The organism is Erythrobacter sp. S249 (genome assembly GCF_057364975.1).
Window position 1 is genome coordinate 336,876 of record NZ_CP200287.1, and the last position, 17,149, is coordinate 354,024.

Sequence of the window (17,149 nt, forward strand, 5' to 3'; positions counted from 1 at the left end):
TTCATTAGAGCTTCAATTTGAGAAATATTATGTCTTCGCGCTTCGATAAAACGAAACTTCCCAGTCGTCATGTCTCGGTCGGGCCAGAGCGTGCCCCGCACCGTTCCTATTATTATGCAATGGGGATGAGCGAGGAAGAGATTGCGCGCCCGTTTGTAGCGATTGCGAGCGCCGGCAATGACAGCGCGCCGTGTAACACCACGCTCGATCCGCAAGCGAATATCTGCCGCGAGGGCGTGATTGAAAATGGCGGAACGCCGCGCCGCTTCAACACGATCACCGTTACCGATGGCATTGCGATGGGCCATCAGGGCATGAAAAGCTCGCTGATCAGCCGCGAAATCATTGCAGATTCGGTTGAGGTGTCTGTGCGCGGGCATTGCTACGACGCGCTGGTCGGCTTCGCTGGCTGTGACAAAAGCTTGCCCGGCATGATGATGTCGATGCTGCGCCTGAATGTGCCGAGCATCTTTGTCTATGGCGGCTCAATCTTGCCCGGCACTTTCAATGATAAAGACGTGACTGTGGTTGACGTGTTTGAGGCCGTTGGTCAGCACGCGGCGGGCAATTGCCCTTTGCAAGAGCTGATCGCGCTCGAAAAGGTGGCCTGTCCGGGCCACGGCGCATGTGGCGGTCAATTCACGGCAAACACTATGGCCTGCGTCGGCGAGGCGATCGGATTGTCCCTGCCGAACAGTAATATGACGCCAGCTCCGTATAAATCACGAGAAGAGATTGCGCGGGCTGCCGGCATGCAAGTAATGAACCTGCTCGAGCTCAATTTGCGGCCCCGCGACATCTGCACGCGTGAAGCGTTCGAGAATGCGGCTCGGGTTGTTGCTGCGACCGGTGGCTCAACCAATGCGGCATTGCACCTTCCGGCGATGGCCAGTGAGGCAGGCATCGAGTTCGACCTGTTCGATGTCGCGGAGATATTCAAATCCACGCCGTATATTGCCGATCTAAAGCCCGGCGGGAAATACGTGGCCAAGGACATGCACGAGGCTGGCGGGGTCTATATGGGCATGAAAACCCTGCTCGACGGCGGTTTCCTTGACCCCAATCCGATGACCGTGACGGGTAAGACCCTTGGCGAAAACATCGAGGAAGTGACCTGGAACCCGGATCAGAAGGTGTTTTATGAGGTTGCCAAGCCCATCACGCCCACGGGCGGCGTAGTTGGCCTGAAAGGCTCACTCGCTCCCGATGGCGCTATTGTAAAGGTCGCAGGCATGGAGCGGTTGCAATTCACCGGCTCTGCCCGCGTGTTCGATTGCGAGGAAGACGCTTTTGCCGCCGTGGAAGCACGCGATATTGCCGAGGGCAGTGTAATCATCATTCGCTACGAAGGGCCAAAGGGCGGCCCGGGAATGCGCGAAATGCTCTCCACCACTGCCGCGCTTTACGGGCAAGGCATGGGCGAGAAAGTAGCGCTGATCACCGATGGACGGTTCTCGGGCGCAACGCGGGGCTTCTGCATCGGTCACGTCGGGCCAGAGGCGGCGGATTGCGGGCCCATCGCTTTGGTCGAAGATGGCGACGAGATTGCCATTGATGCCGAGGCAGGCACGATTGATCTCAACGTCAGCGAAGATGTGCTGGCCGAACGGCGCAAAGGCTGGCAGCCGCGCACCAATAATTATCAGGCTGGCGCATTGTGGCGCTATGCTCAGAACGTCGGCCCCGCGAGCAAAGGCGCGCTCACTCATCCCGGCGCTGCGAAGGAAACTCATGTTTTTGCGGATATTTAGGACTGGCCTGACCGCGATGCTCGCGGGCAGCGCGCTCGCTGGTTGCGGTGCAGAGCCTGTCGGAACGTCGCAAGGCAGCGATATCGACTGTGCAATTGGAGCGGGAGCTGAATATTCGACCGTCTGCACTTTGGAGCAGGCGGCGGATGAAAGCGGCGCGTTCTTCCTGATCCACCACCCAGATGGCGGCTTTCGCCGGATCATTTATGACGCGGCCGCCGGTGATCTGTCTGCGATGGACGGAGCAGACGCGCTTCAGGATCGTAGCCTTGATCCCGCAGTCATCCGCGAATTCGCAATCGGCGAAGACCGCTATTTGATCCCAGCGGAAATGCTGGTCAGCGTGTCAGAGTGAATGATCCTGATACAATGGAAATCGTCAGGCTAGCGGCCAAGGGCGACGGAGCGAGCGCTGACGGCCGCCATGCATCTGGCGCTTTACCAGGAGACGTCATCGCTCCCGATGGTACGCTCACGCGCGGTCCCCATCACGTTAATCCGCCTTGCCAGCACTTTGAGCGCTGTGGCGGGTGCCAATTGCAGCATGCGGACGAAGAGATATTATCCGAATTCGTGCGCTCGCGCGTCGCCAATGCGGCTGAGGGGCAGGGGCTGGAGCCGCGCGAAATGTTGCCAGTGCATCTCTCACCGCCGCAAAGTCGCCGCCGGGCAACTCTTCATGCTTTGCGCAAGCATCGCCGCGCGTTGCTTGGCTTTCGGGAGGCCGGATCGCATAAGATCGTCGACCTGAAAGAATGCCCGGTTCTCGTGCCTGAGCTAGCGTCAATGATCGTGCCTTTGCGTGCCTTTATTGCGGAGCATGGCAGCAAGGCTCCGGTCGATATCGCGCTCGCCTGGACAGATCAGGGTGTCGATTGCAGCCTCACCAATATCACTCTCGAAGGGTTGGAGGCGACAGAGGCGGCACTCGATTTCGCTCGGGATCAAGGGCTGGCGCGGCTTTCAATAGATCAAGGATACGGCGCGGAGACGGTGTGGGAACCTGAGCCGATCAGCGTCACTCTTTCAGGCCTACCTGTGCCCGTGCCCGCAGGCGCTTTTCTCCAAGCGACACGCGATGCGGAGGCGCGCATGCTTGGAGACGCTTCGGAATGGCTGGAGGGTTCGGGTGTGGTTGCTGACCTTTTCTCCGGTCTTGGCACCTTTGCTTTCGGCTTGGCGCAGGGTCGCAAGGTTTTGGCCGTAGAGGCGGATCAGGCGGCGCATCTTGCGTGCAAATCTGCTGCGGCGCGGGGGCAGCGGGAGGTTCATGCGATGCACCGTGATCTGTTCCGCAATCCATTGGATGCTAAGGAAATCAGTAAGTTCGCAGCCGTTCTACTTGATCCGCCGAGGGCGGGAGCGCGTGAGCAGATCGGTCAAATCGCGCAAAGCACGATTGAGCGGGTCGTCTATGTCAGCTGCAATCCATCAAGCTGGGCACGCGATGCTGCGCGCTTGGTCGAGGCTGGTTTCACACTGGAAAAATTGCGACCCATTGGACAGTTTCGCTGGTCAACGCATGTTGAGTTGGTCAGCCTGTTTACTCGAGGGTAGATCAGGCACGCAGCCCGGCAAGGATTTGGGCACGGAGCCAGTCGGCGGCATGTGGCTCGACATAGGCGTGTCCGGCCCCCTCACAGGTCGCAATCCGCGGATCATCCGCCACCCAACTGGCGGCAAAGGCCTGGGCAGTGCGGTCACTGCTGGCGAGCAGGATGCGCACTTGGCCCGAAAAGCCAGCTAGGCCCGCCTGCATTTCAGCCGCCAGGCTCGTGGCCTCTGGCGCAGAACGCAGCGACCCGGTCAGTCCGCGCACCAGTTTTTTGAGATCAACCCCGCCGCGCAGCAAGCGCATGACTTCGCTGGGGTTCTTGAGTTTCTCAGCATAGCGCGCGCGGATGGCATCGGGCGGAGGCAAATCACCTGGCTCATCCCCTTCGATCGTCCACGGGTTCGACAGGATCAATCCATCACAGCCCGCGCCACTCGCCAGCATCAGGGCCGAGGCCGCGTCGCAATTCCCAAAGGCGATAATCCGCTCCACCTGGGGAGCAATGGCGCGAAAGGCCTCAATTGCGGTGCGAATGTCCTTTTCTGACTTACGGAACCCGCGATTCTCGCCCTCGCTGTCGCCAACACCGCGCCGGTCGAAGCGGAACACTGGGAAGCCAGCCTTGGCGATCTCTGCTGCTAGCCTCGCTTGCCCGGAAAAGGCCCCTGCGCGGATTTCATTGCCGCCGCTGACGATCAGCAGGCCCGTTGTGCCAGGCGCTGTGTCCAATGTGCCCGCGCATTTGAGCGTTCCGCAGCCATAATCCATGTGCAGCCGGCTCATGGTGCGACCAGCTCTTCGGCAACCAGAATGGCGAGGGCGGTCGCCTGCTCCGGGTCTTCATCCGGCTCTGCGCGTAGCCAAAGCCCGCGTCCGCCAAGCTCGCTTTGCGTGATCTCTGTGAGGCTGCCGAGGAAAACTTCGTCCGCTTGCTCCAATTCGCGCACCAATTGCGCGCCCAAATCCCAGCCTGCTAAGGCCATTCCGCTTTCGCGCGCGCGCTGCATCAAAGTGTCTGAACTCTCATCAGCTCCGGTTTCGCGAGCGGCAATCACTTGCGCGCGGATCATGCTGCGCAGCTGTTTTGCTCCGGTCTGTGGAACATATGCCCAACCTGGCAGGTCCGGCGGCGCAAACAGCACACCAGCCCGAAAGGTCAGAACATGCGTCGCCCTGCAATGGCTCGCAGCTGCACCCATCGCTGACTGCCACGCGCCCACACTTTGCTGCGCCAATGGGGCGGTACTCTCGTTCCAACCAGGCAGGTCTGGCATCGCTGAACCTATTCCAAGGCCATCAAGCAAACGCATGATTTCAATGATTTGTCTACGGAATTTGTTGTGCTCATCAAACAGCGGCGGGATCACCAGAACACATGGGCGCCCCGGATGATCAAACTTCGCCAACATTTCTTCTGAGATTTTGCCGCTGGGCTGCGGGCAGGGCCAGTGGGTGAGCACGCGCCCGATCAGCCTTCGATGATCTTGGCCTCGGCAAAGGCGAGCAGCCCGCCATAGGTTTCGAGCATTTCGCCATCAACGTCATCGTCTTCGATCACGATGTCGAGCCGGTCTTCCATCTCCGTCAGCAACCCAGCGACTGCCATCGAATCAAGCTCTGGTAGGTCGCCGAACAGGCCGGTTTCTGGCGTGAATTCGTTCACGTCGTCAGCGTCTAACCCCAGAACATCGGCGATAATCGCCTTGAGATCACGGTCAATTGCCGCCCGGCTTTTGCCGATGCCGGACATATCCGTCTGCTCTGATGCGGTTGCCGAATTGTCGGTGACCGGATTGCTGCTCATGCACCCCTCGTTTCCCGGAATTTCGCGGGTTTCTACTGATACGGGCGCTCGCCTTAGCTCTGCGCCTCACGCTTCGCAAGTCGCGCGGTGGTTTGCCGAATGAGCCGCTTGGCCAGCGCGGGCCAAGCTTTGGGCTGGCGCGCGTCAAGGCAATCAATCCGGTACCGTTGGCGCGTCTCGTCCATCCAATCGGCCTTATAGGGTTGATCACCCGTGCCAAAGTCGATCAGTTCGACTTGGTCTTGATCGATGACACGCTCAAACAAAGCAGCCGTTAGGGTCGTGCCGGCTGAGAGCTGTTTGTGGCTTTCCAAGTGAGCGAGCTTGTGAATGTAAGCGCGGCCATTCTCGACCGTCCAGCACTGCGCGGCGACCGGCGTTGCGCCTTCGTAGGCGAGGCCCAGTCGTAGGCGCCCCGCAGCCCCTTCCGCTCGTGCGAATTCGCGCAGCATTCTTGGTTCGTCCTCGTCAGGTTTCCAACTGGCGGCATAGATCGCCTCGTAATTGGTCCAAGCCGCTTCATCGAACGTCTCGAGTATCTCGACGCGGACCTTCTTGGCCTTGCGCTTCAGCGTCGTGCGCATCTTGCCCGGCCGCTCAGCCCAGTATTCCTCAAAGCTGCGCCCGCGAACGTTTAGGATGTGGTTGAGGTCGCATGGCTCACCGGCGACCATCCAATCCGCCGCCTTGAATGCCTTTGCAAGCCGCGTTGCCGAGCCATTTTCGTCGGGCACAGGCTCTAGCGTTACGCGGTGGCCGTGCATCTTTAAGCTGCGGGCTATCTCAAGCAGCAGGCGATCTCCAAGATCGCCCAGAGGGGCCAATTCGCGCCAGGTAAAATTGTACCAATTGCGCATTGGGGTGAGGTGATCTGCGCCTGCCTTCAACACCAAGGCCGCGCTGCGATCGCCTTCTTTGGCAACCACAATCAGTGGTTTAAGGCCGGTTTCAACCAACAGATCAAACCATTCCGCACACTCAAAGGGAGAGCTAACCACGCCATCATCCGCTTGATGACATAGGTCATGCAAGACGTTAACGGTGTCATGGTAACTCACGGTAATCACTCGATCGTGCCTCTTCGGATTAGTCATGCCAAGCACCCTAAATGAGACAGCCAAACCGCTCGACCACATCGCCGAACGCGGCGTGGAATGTGGCCGCGCGGATGCGCCAGCTTTGGTGCTTCGTGACCGGATGTTTAACCATGACGAGTTAAGACAGCGTGTCGCTGTTCTCGCAGGCTGGCTTAAGAGCGTTGTGCCAGAGAAAGGCGCGCGGGTCGCAAGTTGGGCGGCGAAGGGTGAGCTGACTTGCCTGCTGCCATTGGCAGCGGCGAGGGCGGGCCTGGTACACGTGCCGATCAACCCGCTGCTGAAACGCGCGCAGGCAGCGCATATCTTGGCTGACAGCGGGGCAAGCCTGCTGATCGCGAATGCTGCGCGGCTAAAATCACTGGAAGACGGTGATTTGCGGGTTTCCTGCAGCGCGATGGAACAAGATGAAGCTTTATCGGCTGCGACCACGCATGACTTGCCGCTTGGTCCTTCCAACGCGGACCCCGAGGAGCTGGCAGCCATCCTTTACACTAGTGGCTCAACCGGGCGGCCCAAGGGCGTGGTGCTGAGCCATGCGAATCTTTGGCTGGGCGCGGTCAGTGTTGCGGATTACCTCAAGATGGCAGACGATGATGTAACACTGTCAGTCCTGCCGCTCAGCTTTGATTATGGTCAAAACCAACTGCTTTCGACGTGGTACGCAGGTGGCTGCATCGTTCCACTCGACTTCCTGTTTCCGCGTGATGTGATGAAGGCCTGCGCCAAGCATCAGATCACGACCTTGGCCGCTGTGCCTCCGCTGTGGGTCCAGCTGACCGAGCTGGAATGGACACCAGAAGCGACTGCTTTCATGCGGCGTATGACCAATAGCGGCGGCGCGCTCACCACGGAGCTGGTCACTGATCTTCGGCGGATATTCCCCGATGCTGATCTCTACCCAATGTACGGCCTGACCGAGGCATTCCGTTCAACTTACCTTGATCCCTCACTTGTCGATTCGCACCCAACTTCAATGGGTAAGGCGATTCCTTTCGCGGAAATTCTTGTCATCAATGATGAGGGCGAAGTGACAGAACCCGGTGAGGAAGGTGAGCTTGTTCACTGCGGTCCGCTCGTCGCCAAAGGCTATTGGCAAGACCCGGAGCGCACCGCGCGGCGGTTCAAGCCTGCACCGCGCCAGTCGCGCTATGGCGGTACGGCGGTTTTCTCTGGCGACCGGGTGCGCCGGGGAGAAGATGGTCTGCTCTATTTCGTTGGCCGCCGTGATGCGATGATCAAGAGCGCTGGCAATCGGATTAGCCCGGCAGAGATCGAAGAAGCGGCGATTGCTTGTGATGAGGTGCAAGAGGCGGTGGCCCTCGGCATGCCAGACGAGCGCCTTGGCCATGCTGTGCATCTCGTGGTGCGCGGCGCTGAAAGCGAGGCGTCGCACAAGGATTTGGTCAAAACGCTCAAGCGGGAGCTTCCTAATTTTATGCAACCTCAAGCGATCCATTGGCGCGATGCGATGCCGCTCAATCCCAATGGGAAGATTGATCGCACGGCACTGCTTAGGGAGCTAAGTCAATGACATCGCTGGATAAGGCCAAAGCGCTGGGACCGATCCCTGCTGGGTTTAAGGCGCTTGACGGCGAACTCGCCATCGGCGGTAAGCGGGCCAGCGAATGGGCGGAGCAAGCGGGCAGGACCCCGCTGTTTGTCTATTCGAAGGATCGCCTTGATACTCGTGTCGCAGAGCTGCGCACTGCGCTGCCGCCGCGCATCGGGATCAATTATGCGGTCAAAGCCAATCCTTATGCCCCGGTGATTGCTCATATGGAGGCTTTGGTTGATGGGTTCGACATCGCCTCCTCCGGCGAGCTGACCATGACCAATGTCGCCGGAATTGATCCGGCGCGCGTCAGTTTTGCAGGGCCCGGCAAGCGAGACGATGAGCTGGAAGCGGCTATTTCTGCGGGCGTAACGCTCAATTGCGAATCCGAAGGCGAGGCACGCCGCTCCCTCGCAATCGGAGAAAAACTGGGCAAAGCCCCGCGCATGGCTCTGCGCGTGAACCCAGATTTCGAGCTTAAAGGCTCCGGGATGAAGATGGGCGGGGGCGCGAAGCAGTTTGGCGTGGACGCGGACAAGGTGCCCATTCTGGCGCGCGAAGTGATCGCCGCGGGCGCTGAATGGCGCGGCCTGCATATCTTCACAGGCAGCCAGGCTTTGAGCGCTGAGGCAATCATAGAAGCGCAGAGCAATGTGCTGAATTTAGCGGCAAAATTGTCTGATGAGATCGGCGAGCTGCTGCCAAAACTCAATATGGGCGGCGGATTTGGGATTCCTTATTTCCCCAATGACGCGGCCTTGGACTTACCGGCGGTTGGTGCTGCATTGCATGAGCATGTGGCAAACCTTCCAGCGCCGCTTGAGAACACAGAACTGTGTCTTGAACTTGGCCGCTATCTCGTTGGCGAAGCAGGTGTTTACTTAACGCGGGTGATCGACCGAAAGATCAGCCACGGCACGACCTATCTGGTTACGGATGGCGGATTGCACCACCAACTCGCCGCGTCCGGTAATTTCGGCACGGTTGTGCGCCGCAATTACCCCGTCGCCATCGCCAATCGCTATGATGCGCCAGTGGACGACGTGGTCAATGTGGTTGGCTGCCTATGCACTCCGCTAGACCGGTTGGCCGACAAAGCGGGCCTGCCACGCGCCGATGTTGGCGATCTGGTTGCGGTCTTTTGTGCCGGGGCATATGGAGCGAGCGCTAGCCCAAGCGCGTTCCTCGGCCATGGCCCTGCGGCGGAAATGCTCGTTTAAACGCTCAAACCCCCGCAATTGCGCGCGTTTAGAGTTTGCCAAGCCGCTGTCCCGAAACGGGATAGGGGGCCAAAACAGGCGTTATTACTAACACAATGTTCACCAATATGAGCGAGAGAGTTCGGGTCATTCGCGGGCCCAGTGCTGCAGGTCGCTCCTGTAGCTGATGCTGACCCCGCCGACCTAGGCAAGGATACGTATCAATGAAGACCTCTTTTTCGCTTTCCCGGATACTGGGATCTGCTGTTGCAATTTCGCTGCTCGCCGGTTGCGGCGGTGCGGGGCAAGAACTGCCTCCGGCTAGCTTTGCAACCACGGAAGAGGGACCAAGCGAAGAATATGTGATTGGCCCGCTTGACCAAATCACCATCCACGTTTGGCGCAATCCAGAGTTGAGCGCAGAGGAAATTCAGGTTCGCCCTGATGGCCGGATCACCATTCCTCTGGTGCGCGACCTTCCTGCCGTGGGCAAAACCGCCACCGAATTGCAGAATGATATCCGAGATCAACTCGCTCAATACATTGAGCAGCCAATCGTCTCGGTGATCGTGAATGAGTTCTCCGGCACGTTCAACCAGCAAATCCGCATTGTTGGCTCAACTGAGCAGCCAGCATCTCTGCCTTACCGGGCTAATATGACTGTTCTCGACGCGATGATCGCTGTGGGCGGCCTCAGCGAATTTGCCGCTGGCAACCGAGCAAAGCTGATCCGTCTGGACCGCGAGAGCGGGGAACAGGTTGAATACCGCCTTCGCCTCAAGGATTTGCTTAAAAAAGGCGACAGCGCCGCGAACGTAACCCTTAGCCCGGGCGATGTGATCATCATTCCTGAGAGCACCTTTTAAGGACCTGCGCCGCGCATGAGCGAGATTTTTGAAGAACTGCGCACAGCGCTTTACTCGGTCTGGCACCGCCGGTGGCTGGCGCTAGCCGTTGCCTGGGGCGTGTGCCTGCTCGGGTGGCTGGTGGTTGCGATGATCCCCAATTCTTATGAGGCAAAGGCGCGCATCTATGTCGATGTCGACGATGTTCTGTCAGAGCAATTGGGCATTGCAGGTGATGGCCGTGAGGAAATTCGCCGCGTTCGGCAAACACTTGCCAGCGCGGTGAACCTTGAAAAAGTCATTAAATCAACGCGTTTGGGTGAGAACATCACAGAACGCGCTGCGCTTGAAACGGAAATCAAGAACCTTGACGAGAAGGTGACGGTTACCAGCGAACAGGACAATCTGTTCGAAATCACGGCGACGGTCGGCAAAGGTGATCTGTCCGACGCTGAAAACGCCGTTCTGGCGCGTGATGTGGTGCAAAAACTGATCGATATCCTGCGCGATGAACACGTCGCGGGTAGCCGGGCCCAGGTTTCCGGCGCCGTCACTCAGATCGATGAACAGCTTGAAGAGCGCAAGCGCGAGCTTGAAGCGGCAGAACAGCGCCGTCTAGCCTTTGAAGCGCAATATCCTGACTTGATCGGGGGTTCAGGTACGCTTGTCACTCGTCTTCAACAGGCGCGGACAGAGGCGCGCGGGATCGAAGCTGACCTCGCTGCTGCTGAAAGTGCGTTGGCCGCGATCAACGGTCAATTAGCGGGTACGCCGCGCACCATCGACACGCCGGGCACTGGCGGCCCTCGGGCCGCTCTATCTGGTGCCCAAGCGCAATTGGCAGAACTGCGTTCGCGCGGGCTAACCGATGAGCACCCCGATGTGGTTGCAACCACACGCCAAGTTCAAATCCTGACCCGCCAAGTTGCGGCAGAAGGGCCGAACGCGGGTGGCGGCGCGCCAAACCCAGCCTACACCTCGCTGATCTCGATCCGCGCAGACAGGCAAGCCAGCGTCGAATCGCTGCAATCCCGCCGTGCTGCCATTCAATCGGACATTGCCGCGCTCATGGGCAGCCAGGCCGCTGAGCCAGAGGTCGCCGCGGAAGCGAACCGGATCAGCCGCGACTATGAGGTGCTGCAGCAGAATTACGAAAAGCTGCTGCAAGACCGCGAAGAACTGCGCACGCGCGGCGAAGTGGAAGACAACACCAGCCAGTTTAAATTCCAGCTGACCGATCCGCCTGTGGTGCCGCAAGGCCCCGCTGCGCCCAATCGTCCGCTGCTGCTGCTTGGCGTGCTGTTTGTCGGTCTCGCCGCTGGGGCAGGGGCCGCTTACGCGCTCAGCCAGCTGCGCTCGACCTTCGCAACGCCAAAGAAGCTGGAGCGCGCGCTCGATCTGCCCGTGATTGGCTCAATCTCGATGACGGTATCCGATGCCGCGAGGGAGCTGCGCGCGAAGCGTTTGAAGCAATTTGCCGGGGCAACCGCTGGGTTGTTCGGTGTGTTCATAATTCTGCTGGGCATTGAGTTCGTCTCAGTCGGCGCGGTCGCATGAGAGGGCTGAGATGACAGAACACAGCAAAATTTCACGCGAAGGGGCGACCAAAGTGAACGGCAAACAGTCTCTGTTTGAGCGTGCGAACGACACCTTTGGCCTGGATGCCTTGGCACCGGCCAAGCCGCCTGTGCGCCTGCCAGAGGGCGAAAAGCGCGTCCGGCGTCCGGTTGCGCAGCAGCCTGGTATTCCAAGCACTACTGCGCCCGCAGCGGCTCCTGCAGCGGCGGCGGTTCAAGCACCTGCGCCAGCAGTTCCAATGGCAGAGCCCGTCAAAGCGGCTCCGCACGCTGTGGCCCTTAGCAATACGCTCCAACCCATCTCGCGCGATCATCTTCGCGATGCAGGCCTGATCGTACCAGAAGACGGCGTGAGTGAATTGCTCGAAGAGTTTCGTATCGTCAAACGCGAGCTTCTCGCCGATGCCCGCGCTGGCGGCTCATCGAAAGCGCAGCAAATTCTCGTTTCTTCGCCGCATCCCGGCGAGGGCAAGACCTATTGCGCGGTCAACCTAGCTATTGCTCTGGCGGCTGAGCGGGATCTCGAAGTATTGTTGGTCGATGCTGATGTGATCAAGCCCAGCGTTCCGGCCCGCCTTGGTTTCGAACCGGGTAAAGGCCTGATGGACGCACTGGCTGACCCGAGCCTTCAGCCAGAAACGCTCGCGGTCACAACAGACATCGACAATCTTTTCGTGCTGCCTGCGGGCGGCCGCAATTCCAATGCCGCCGAATATTTGGCGAGCGCACGGACCGGCGATGTGCTTGCACGTCTGACCCAGGGCGCGCCGAACCGGATTGTCATTTTTGATACACCGCCCGCGCTTGCTGCCTCCGCAGCAGCCGAGCTCGCCGCGCATGTTGGCCAGGTTCTGCTGGTCGCCCGCGCAGATGAAACAAGCCGTGCCGCGCTTGAAGATGCGCAGCAGCTGCTGTCGGCCTGTGTCGACATCAAGCTGTTGCTCAATGCAGCACAATTCAGCCCGTCAGGACGCCAGTTTGGCAGTTATGGCGCGCAAGGGGAAAGATCGTGATTAAAGTTCTCAGAGCAGCTCTGCTGGTGGGGCTGGCGGCCATTGTCGTCGCTGCGCCTGCTCAGGCGCAAGCCCAGGATGATGGCGGCAATTCAGGCACCTCAGACGGCCCGCGTGTTGCTGTGCAGCCTTACATTGAGGTGTCTCAGATCCTTTCGGCTGAGCTGACACCGGGCGATGACGTGCTGACCTACACTCAAGTGGCAGCCGGGGTGGATGTGTCCGCGACGGGCCGCAACAGCGGTGGTTCGCTGTCGCTGCGCTATGAGCGGAACATTGGCTACGGCGCGTCCGACGGCATCGATTCCGATACGTTCAGCGGCGTTGCACGCGGTTATCTCTCGATCATCCCGCGTTCTTTGACGCTGGACGCAGGTGCTTTGGCAAGCCGGACGCGCATTGATGGATCCGGCGGGGTCACCGCCAATCCGTTGGTGCAAGACGATGCCGAGAGCCAAATCTATAGCGGCTATGTCGGGCCAACTCTTGCGACCCGCGTTGGTGCGGTCGATGTGACCGGCTCTGCTCGAGTGGGCTACACCCGTCTTGAGGCGAATGACGCGATTGTCACTCCCTCCGGAGCCGTCGCCGATGTGTTCGACGACAGTGTCACCTACAACGCACAATTGCGCGCCGCCACCCGCCCAGGCGAGCCTCTGCCGGTCGGTATTGGCGTTGGTGGCGGATATTTTCAGGAAGACATTTCCAACCTCGATCAACGGGTCCGCGACACCTATGTTCGCGCCGATGTGACCGTGCCCGTCACCAGCAATCTCTCGGTTGTTGGCGGCGTCGGCTACGAAGATGTTGAGGTTTCAAGCCGCGATGCGCTGCGCGATGTTAACGGCGATCCCGTCATTGGCACAGATGGCCGCTTGGTCACAGACACCAGCGCGCCGCGTCAGCTCGCCTTTGATATTGATGGTTTCATCTGGGACGTTGGCGTGCTCTGGCGTCCAAGCAGCCGTACGTCGCTCGCGGCAACCGTTGGTCGCCGTTACAATTCAACCACGTATTATGGCAACTTCACATTTGTGCCTGATAGCCGCAGCCAGCTGAGCATCTCCGTCTATGACGCGGTCAGCGGCTTTGGCGGATCGCTCACCAATTCCTTGGCAGCATTGCCAACCGAATTCTCGGCCATTCGCAACTCACTGACCGGTGATTTCGGTGGATGTGTCGGCGGGGAAAGCGGCGCAGGCTGTGCTGGCCTGTTCGGCTCAGTCCGTTCAGCCGCGTTCCGCAGCCGTGGCGCTCAAATCGCTTACCAACGCCAGGTTGGCCGCCTCAATGCAGCAATCGCTGCTGGGTATGACAATCGCCGCTTCATCGCCGCGCCAGGGACCATTCTGGCCGCCGCTGATGGTGTGACCGACGAAAGCTATTACGTGCGCAGCTCGCTGAACCGCCCAATCGGCAACAATGCGAACCTCGCGGTCAATGGTTACGTCAATTGGTTTGGCCGCGGTGATGGCATCAATGGCAATGTCACCGGCTATGGCACATCGGCCGCTTACAGCCGCTCACTCACCGGCAAGCTGTCGGCCCGCGCGGCGGTCGCCGTGGATTACCTCGACTCCGATTTGTCGGCTGATGACTTCGCCTTTGCAACGGCGCTTCTCGGTCTGCGTTACGACTTCTGATCTGGACACTCTGACGATGTACGAACAATTTTACGGCTTCAATTCTCGCCCATTTCAGCTGACCCCTGATCCCGAGTTCTATTTCGAGAGCGCGAGCCACAGGAAGGCTTTGTCCTATCTCGGCTATGGCTTGAACCAGGGCGAGGGCTTTATCGTCATCACGGGCGAGGTGGGCGCAGGTAAGTCGACCTTGGTTGCGCATTTGATGCAGCGGATCGACCCAGAGGCGCTAACGGTTGGCCAAGTGGTCACCAGCGCACTCGACGGCGAGGAGCTGATCCATGTGGTTGCGCAAAGCTTTGGCATCGAAGTCACAGGCCGCGACAAAGCAGGCGCTTTGGGCGCGATTGAGAGCTTCCTCCAAGACGAAGCGCGCGCCGGTCGGCGTTGCCTGCTCATCGTCGACGAATGCCAGAACCTGCCCGTCGGCGCTTTGGAAGAGCTGCGCATGCTGTCCAACTTTCAGCTCGGTTCGCACCCGCTGCTGCAAAGCCTGCTGCTGGGTCAGCCAGAGTTTCGCACGACCGTCGCAAGCCATCCTGACCTCGATCAACTGCGCCAACGCGTCATCGCCTCGCACCATTTGGAAGCGCTCGATGAGGAAGAGGTCGAGGCCTATATCACCCACCGGCTTCAGCATGTTGGGTGGCAGGGTAATCCGGCGATCACCGCCGAGGTGCTGGGCGCCATTTACGAGGCAACGGAAGGCATTCCGCGCCGCGTGAACCAGATCATGAACCGCATGCTGCTGCTCAGCGCGATCGAAGAGCAAAGCGAGCTGACCACCGCGATGGTTGACGCTGTCTGCGAGGAAATGCTCGCCGACACCTCAAAAGGTGCGCGCGATATTCCGGCGCAAGTGACGGCCTCTGCAGCGGTTGCTGATGTTGCAATTGACGCGGTGCCTGCGCCAGAAGTCGCCGCCTTGCTGGCAGAGCGCGATCAGCGCACGTCCAAGCTGGAGGCCGCAATTGGCGAGTTGCAAGAGGCAGGTTCCCACGCGCAGCCGATGGAAATGGACCCAGAGGTAAGCGAAGCGATCAACCGCATTGAAAGCCGACTTGAAGAACAAGAGCAATCTTTCCGCCATGTCGTTGGCATGCTGATCGAATGGCTTGAGGAAGATGCATCGCGCGAGGCCGCGTAAATGAACGTCGCGCCGAATTTTTCCAAAGATGTGAAGGCTCAGGTCGTGAATGGCCTGTCCGTTGATGTCGAAGACTGGTTCCAAGTCGGCGCGTTTGAGGATGTGATCGAGCGCGGCGAGTGGGACGGGATCAAAACCCGTGTCGAAGACAATATCTACCGCATTCTCGACCTGTTTGCCGAGGCCGACGTGCACGGAACGTTTTTCACCCTTGGCTGGGTGGCAAAACGTCACCCGCAAATGATCCAGCGGATTGCAGATGCGGGCCATGAGATCGCCAGCCATGGCTATGACCACGCGCGCGTCTTCACCTTTACACGCGAGCAGTTCGCCGAAGACCTCAAACTGTCGCGCGATATCCTGCAGGACTGCTCTGGCACCGAGGTTACCGGCTACCGCGCGCCAAGCTTCTCCATCGACCAGCGCACGCCATGGGCGTTCATGGAACTGGCAGAGCAGGGTTATACCTATTCCTCAAGCGTCGCGCCGATTGCACACGATCATTATGGCTGGCCAGAGGCGCCGCGATTTGCCTTTAAGCCGATCCCTTGGTCCGACATGATCGAGATACCGGTCACCACCGCCATCCTTGGCGGTCGCCGTGTCGCTGCGGGAGGCGGCGGGTTCTTCCGCGTATTGCCTTATGCCTTTTCACGCTGGGCCATCCGGCAAGTGAACCGCCGCGAGGAACGCCCGGCGGTGTTCTATTTCCATCCTTGGGAAATCGACCCCAATCAGCCGCGCGTTGGCAATGCGCCGATGCGGTCAAAGCTGCGCCACTACACCAATCTGGATAAGATGGCGGGCAAGCTGGGCGAGCTGGTGCATGAGTTCCGCTGGGCGCGGATGGATATGATCGCCCTGCGCGAAGCATCACGGGCCGTCGACCTGACCCCATGAACGCGCCAGTGAAACTGCCAATCACCGTCTCGCAAGTGGACTTCTCCGACGCCCAAATGCTGGAGCGGGTTGAGGGGTTTGTGCGCGAGCATAAGGCAAGTCTGTTTCACCGCCCGGCGTGGCTGAAAGCGGTAGAGGCGGGTACAGGTCAGAAGGCATGCGGTTTCATCACTCAGCAAATGGGCGTCATCACCGGATGGCTGCCGCTGACCGATGCGCATTCGCCTCTGTTTGGGCGGGCTTTGGTCTCCAGCGGATTTGGCGTGGGCGGCGGTATCCTAGCTGAGACACAGGAAGCGACTCAGGCGCTTGCTGGCGCAGCGCAAGATCACGCGGTTAGAAACTCGGTCCCCAGCGTGGAGCTGCGCGGGGGCACGGTGCCCAATGGCTGGAAAGCCGCGAGCGACAAGCATGCCGGTTTCATTGCCGAGTTGTCAGAGGACGATGAGGCGCAATTGCTCGCCATTCCGCGCAAGGCGAGGGCAGAGGTGCGCAAGGGTCTGAAAGGCGACTTGGGCGTGCGCATTGGCCGCTCAGACGACGATTTGGCGGCGCATTACGGGGTGTACAGCGAGAGCGTCCGCAATCTCGGCACGCCGGTGTTTCCCAAGGCACTGTTCAAGGCGATGATTGAGGCGTTTCCTGACAGTGCCGATATTCTGACAGTCTATTCGGGTGAGGAGCCTGTCTCCAGCGTTCTGTCCTTCTATCACGAGGGCGCGGTCATGCCATTTTGGGGCGGCGGCACATTTGCTGCACGCTCCCTGCGCGCCAATGAGCTGATGTATTACAAACTGATGTGCCACGCGCGTTCGCTTGGCATGTCGCACTTTGATTTTGGCCGCTCCAAGACTGGCAGCGGCCCCTACAACTTCAAGAAGAACTGGGGCTTTGATCCGCAGCCGCTGACTTATGCCCACTGGCATGCACCGGGCAGCGAGCCGCGCGATGTCGACCCGACCAGCGAGGCCTATTCGCGCAAGGTTGAGCTCTGGAAGAAGCTGCCACTGCCGATTGCCAATGCGATTGGTCCGTGGATCGCGCGCGGGCTGGCCTAGGGATCGGG

General features: G+C 59.7%; 16 protein-coding genes. 12 read left to right on the forward strand and 4 right to left on the reverse strand.

Annotated elements, in window-relative coordinates; all coding sequences use genetic code 11:
- Window positions 1-29 precede the first annotated feature (29 nt).
- From ilvD to AC0V6V_RS01615, 3 genes are read left to right on the forward strand one after another with little or no spacing between them, the layout of a single operon-like run.
- The gene (gene ilvD, locus AC0V6V_RS01605) at window positions 30-1,751 is read left to right on the forward strand and encodes a dihydroxy-acid dehydratase (protein ID WP_486163739.1); all 1,722 of its coding nucleotides are present in this window, start codon (window positions 30-32) and stop codon (window positions 1,749-1,751) included.
- The gene (locus tag AC0V6V_RS01610; RefSeq protein WP_486166164.1) at window positions 1,738-2,106 is read left to right on the forward strand and encodes a hypothetical protein; all 369 of its coding nucleotides are present in this window, start codon (window positions 1,738-1,740) and stop codon (window positions 2,104-2,106) included. The genes ilvD and AC0V6V_RS01610 overlap by 14 nt, the downstream gene beginning before the upstream one ends.
- 14 nt (window positions 2,107-2,120) lie before the next feature.
- Window positions 2,121-3,308: a class I SAM-dependent RNA methyltransferase gene (locus tag AC0V6V_RS01615; protein WP_486166025.1), complete on the forward strand. Its 1,188-nt coding sequence runs from the start codon at window positions 2,121-2,123 to the stop codon at window positions 3,306-3,308.
- A 1-nt stretch (window position 3,309) separates the two neighbouring features.
- On the opposite strand, the gene AC0V6V_RS01620 is transcribed toward AC0V6V_RS01615, so the two are convergent.
- From AC0V6V_RS01620 to AC0V6V_RS01635, 4 genes are read right to left on the reverse strand one after another with little or no spacing between them, the layout of a single operon-like run.
- Complete coding sequence (locus AC0V6V_RS01620; RefSeq protein ID WP_486163741.1) at window positions 3,310-4,089, reverse strand: hydrolase 1, exosortase A system-associated; 780 nt, start codon at window positions 4,087-4,089, stop codon at window positions 3,310-3,312.
- A complete protein-coding gene (locus AC0V6V_RS01625) occupies window positions 4,086-4,766 on the reverse strand; it encodes a hypothetical protein (RefSeq protein WP_486166165.1) in 681 nt (226 codons plus the stop codon). The genes AC0V6V_RS01620 and AC0V6V_RS01625 overlap by 4 nt, the downstream gene beginning before the upstream one ends.
- Window positions 4,767-4,774: 8 nt before the next feature.
- Complete coding sequence (locus tag AC0V6V_RS01630) at window positions 4,775-5,110, reverse strand: acyl carrier protein (protein ID WP_486163743.1); 336 nt, start codon at window positions 5,108-5,110, stop codon at window positions 4,775-4,777.
- Window positions 5,111-5,163: 53 nt separating this feature from the next.
- Window positions 5,164-6,204, reverse strand: a complete 1,041-nt coding sequence (locus tag AC0V6V_RS01635) for a GNAT family N-acetyltransferase (RefSeq protein ID WP_486163744.1) — start codon at window positions 6,202-6,204, stop codon at window positions 5,164-5,166.
- Here AC0V6V_RS01635 and AC0V6V_RS01640 point away from each other — a divergent pair.
- The 9 genes from AC0V6V_RS01640 to AC0V6V_RS01680 all read left to right on the forward strand — a co-directional run bounded on the left by AC0V6V_RS01640 (window position 6,203) and on the right by AC0V6V_RS01680 (window position 17,141).
- Entirely contained in the window at window positions 6,203-7,738 is a 1,536-nt protein-coding gene (locus tag AC0V6V_RS01640) for an acyl-CoA ligase (AMP-forming), exosortase A system-associated (RefSeq protein ID WP_486166166.1), read from the forward strand. The genes AC0V6V_RS01635 and AC0V6V_RS01640 overlap by 2 nt on opposite strands.
- On the forward strand, window positions 7,735-8,979 hold the full coding sequence (locus tag AC0V6V_RS01645; RefSeq protein WP_486163745.1) for a pyridoxal-dependent decarboxylase, exosortase A system-associated: 1,245 nt from the start codon (window positions 7,735-7,737) through the stop codon (window positions 8,977-8,979). The genes AC0V6V_RS01640 and AC0V6V_RS01645 overlap by 4 nt, the downstream gene beginning before the upstream one ends.
- Before the next feature lie 203 nt (window positions 8,980-9,182).
- Window positions 9,183-9,824 carry an XrtA/PEP-CTERM system exopolysaccharide export protein gene (locus AC0V6V_RS01650; RefSeq protein WP_486163746.1) on the forward strand — a complete coding sequence of 214 codons (642 nt, stop codon included), beginning with the start codon at window positions 9,183-9,185 and terminating at the stop codon, window positions 9,822-9,824.
- 15 nt (window positions 9,825-9,839) lie between these two features.
- Window positions 9,840-11,360, forward strand: a complete 1,521-nt coding sequence (locus tag AC0V6V_RS01655; RefSeq protein WP_486163747.1) for an XrtA system polysaccharide chain length determinant — start codon at window positions 9,840-9,842, stop codon at window positions 11,358-11,360.
- A gap of 10 nt (window positions 11,361-11,370) precedes the next feature.
- Window positions 11,371-12,393 (forward strand): P-loop NTPase, encoded by a 1,023-nt coding sequence (locus AC0V6V_RS01660; protein WP_486163748.1) that lies wholly within the window; start codon window positions 11,371-11,373, stop codon window positions 12,391-12,393.
- The gene (locus AC0V6V_RS01665) at window positions 12,390-14,036 is read left to right on the forward strand and encodes a TonB-dependent receptor (RefSeq protein WP_486166167.1); all 1,647 of its coding nucleotides are present in this window, start codon (window positions 12,390-12,392) and stop codon (window positions 14,034-14,036) included. Before AC0V6V_RS01660 ends, AC0V6V_RS01665 begins: the two co-directional genes overlap by 4 nt.
- A gap of 16 nt (window positions 14,037-14,052) precedes the next feature.
- Entirely contained in the window at window positions 14,053-15,183 is a 1,131-nt protein-coding gene (locus AC0V6V_RS01670; RefSeq protein ID WP_486163750.1) for an XrtA/PEP-CTERM system-associated ATPase, read from the forward strand.
- Window positions 15,184-16,083, forward strand: coding sequence for an XrtA system polysaccharide deacetylase (locus tag AC0V6V_RS01675; protein WP_486163751.1), 900 nt, complete (start codon window positions 15,184-15,186; stop codon window positions 16,081-16,083).
- Complete coding sequence (locus AC0V6V_RS01680; protein WP_486163752.1) at window positions 16,080-17,141, forward strand: FemAB family XrtA/PEP-CTERM system-associated protein; 1,062 nt, start codon at window positions 16,080-16,082, stop codon at window positions 17,139-17,141. The genes AC0V6V_RS01675 and AC0V6V_RS01680 overlap by 4 nt, the downstream gene beginning before the upstream one ends.
- Window positions 17,142-17,149 lie beyond the last annotated feature (8 nt).

What these genes read in the sequence shown, in the direction of transcription:
- ilvD (WP_486163739.1), top strand. Translation starts at nt 30, where the DNA reads ATGTCTTCGCGCTTCGATAAAACGAAACTTCCCAGTCGTCATGTCTCG.
- AC0V6V_RS01615 (WP_486166025.1), top strand. Translation starts at nt 2,121, where the DNA reads ATGGAAATCGTCAGGCTAGCGGCCAAGGGCGACGGAGCGAGCGCTGAC.
- AC0V6V_RS01620 (WP_486163741.1), bottom strand. Translation starts at nt 4,089, where the DNA reads ATGAGCCGGCTGCACATGGATTATGGCTGCGGAACGCTCAAATGCGCG.
- AC0V6V_RS01630 (WP_486163743.1), bottom strand. Translation starts at nt 5,110, where the DNA reads ATGAGCAGCAATCCGGTCACCGACAATTCGGCAACCGCATCAGAGCAG.
- AC0V6V_RS01640 (WP_486166166.1), top strand. Translation starts at nt 6,203, where the DNA reads ATGCCAAGCACCCTAAATGAGACAGCCAAACCGCTCGACCACATCGCC.
- AC0V6V_RS01635 (WP_486163744.1), bottom strand. Translation starts at nt 6,204, where the DNA reads ATGACTAATCCGAAGAGGCACGATCGAGTGATTACCGTGAGTTACCAT.
- AC0V6V_RS01645 (WP_486163745.1), top strand. Translation starts at nt 7,735, where the DNA reads ATGACATCGCTGGATAAGGCCAAAGCGCTGGGACCGATCCCTGCTGGG.
- AC0V6V_RS01650 (WP_486163746.1), top strand. Translation starts at nt 9,183, where the DNA reads ATGAAGACCTCTTTTTCGCTTTCCCGGATACTGGGATCTGCTGTTGCA.
- AC0V6V_RS01655 (WP_486163747.1), top strand. Translation starts at nt 9,840, where the DNA reads ATGAGCGAGATTTTTGAAGAACTGCGCACAGCGCTTTACTCGGTCTGG.
- AC0V6V_RS01660 (WP_486163748.1), top strand. Translation starts at nt 11,371, where the DNA reads ATGACAGAACACAGCAAAATTTCACGCGAAGGGGCGACCAAAGTGAAC.
- AC0V6V_RS01670 (WP_486163750.1), top strand. Translation starts at nt 14,053, where the DNA reads ATGTACGAACAATTTTACGGCTTCAATTCTCGCCCATTTCAGCTGACC.
- AC0V6V_RS01675 (WP_486163751.1), top strand. Translation starts at nt 15,184, where the DNA reads ATGAACGTCGCGCCGAATTTTTCCAAAGATGTGAAGGCTCAGGTCGTG.
- AC0V6V_RS01680 (WP_486163752.1), top strand. Translation starts at nt 16,080, where the DNA reads ATGAACGCGCCAGTGAAACTGCCAATCACCGTCTCGCAAGTGGACTTC.